Origin of the sequence: Bacillus sp. SIMBA_005 (assembly GCF_046535585.1) — a bacterium.
Taxonomy (GTDB): Bacteria; Bacillota; Bacilli; order Bacillales; family Bacillaceae; genus Bacillus; species Bacillus pumilus.
On the sequence record NZ_JAWRWI010000070.1, the window covers coordinates 1 to 398 of the forward strand.

Below are 398 nucleotides of genomic sequence, written 5' to 3' on the forward strand. Positions count from 1 at the left end.
CTCTATGGCTCTGTAGCGACTAACGACTGCTGGACCAAGCCAGTTCAGCAGTGGATCTGATCCGTGGGGTTGCGTGCCAGAAGAGAATGTAGCAAGGCGCTGCGCCAATCCTTGCACATGGGCTGCGTCATCGTGATTGGCAAGTTTGGCGGATGCTACTAGTGTCGCAACTGGATTGATGTCGAATCCAACCGCGTAGTGCCCGAGAGTGGTCGCCGCCCGAGTAGTCGTACCGCTCCCGTTCCAAGGATCGAGAACCCTCAATCTGCACCCGCCCGACGCTGCGGCGATGATGCCTTGCGCGAACTGCTCGGTGTAGCCAGCGTAGTAGGGATACCACCCCTCGAGGCCCTTGCGCGTTGGAGACCTTTTTGCAGTCAGCTTCGGAGCCACTGCTG

The 398-nt window shown here is 59.0% G+C and carries 1 pseudogene; it reads right to left on the minus strand.

Going from position 1 to position 398, the window contains the following annotated elements:
* Positions 1-264 (minus strand): annotated as a pseudogene (locus SB660_RS19135) (hypothetical protein); the annotation flags it as partial.
* Between the last annotated feature and the right edge of the window lie 134 nt (positions 265-398).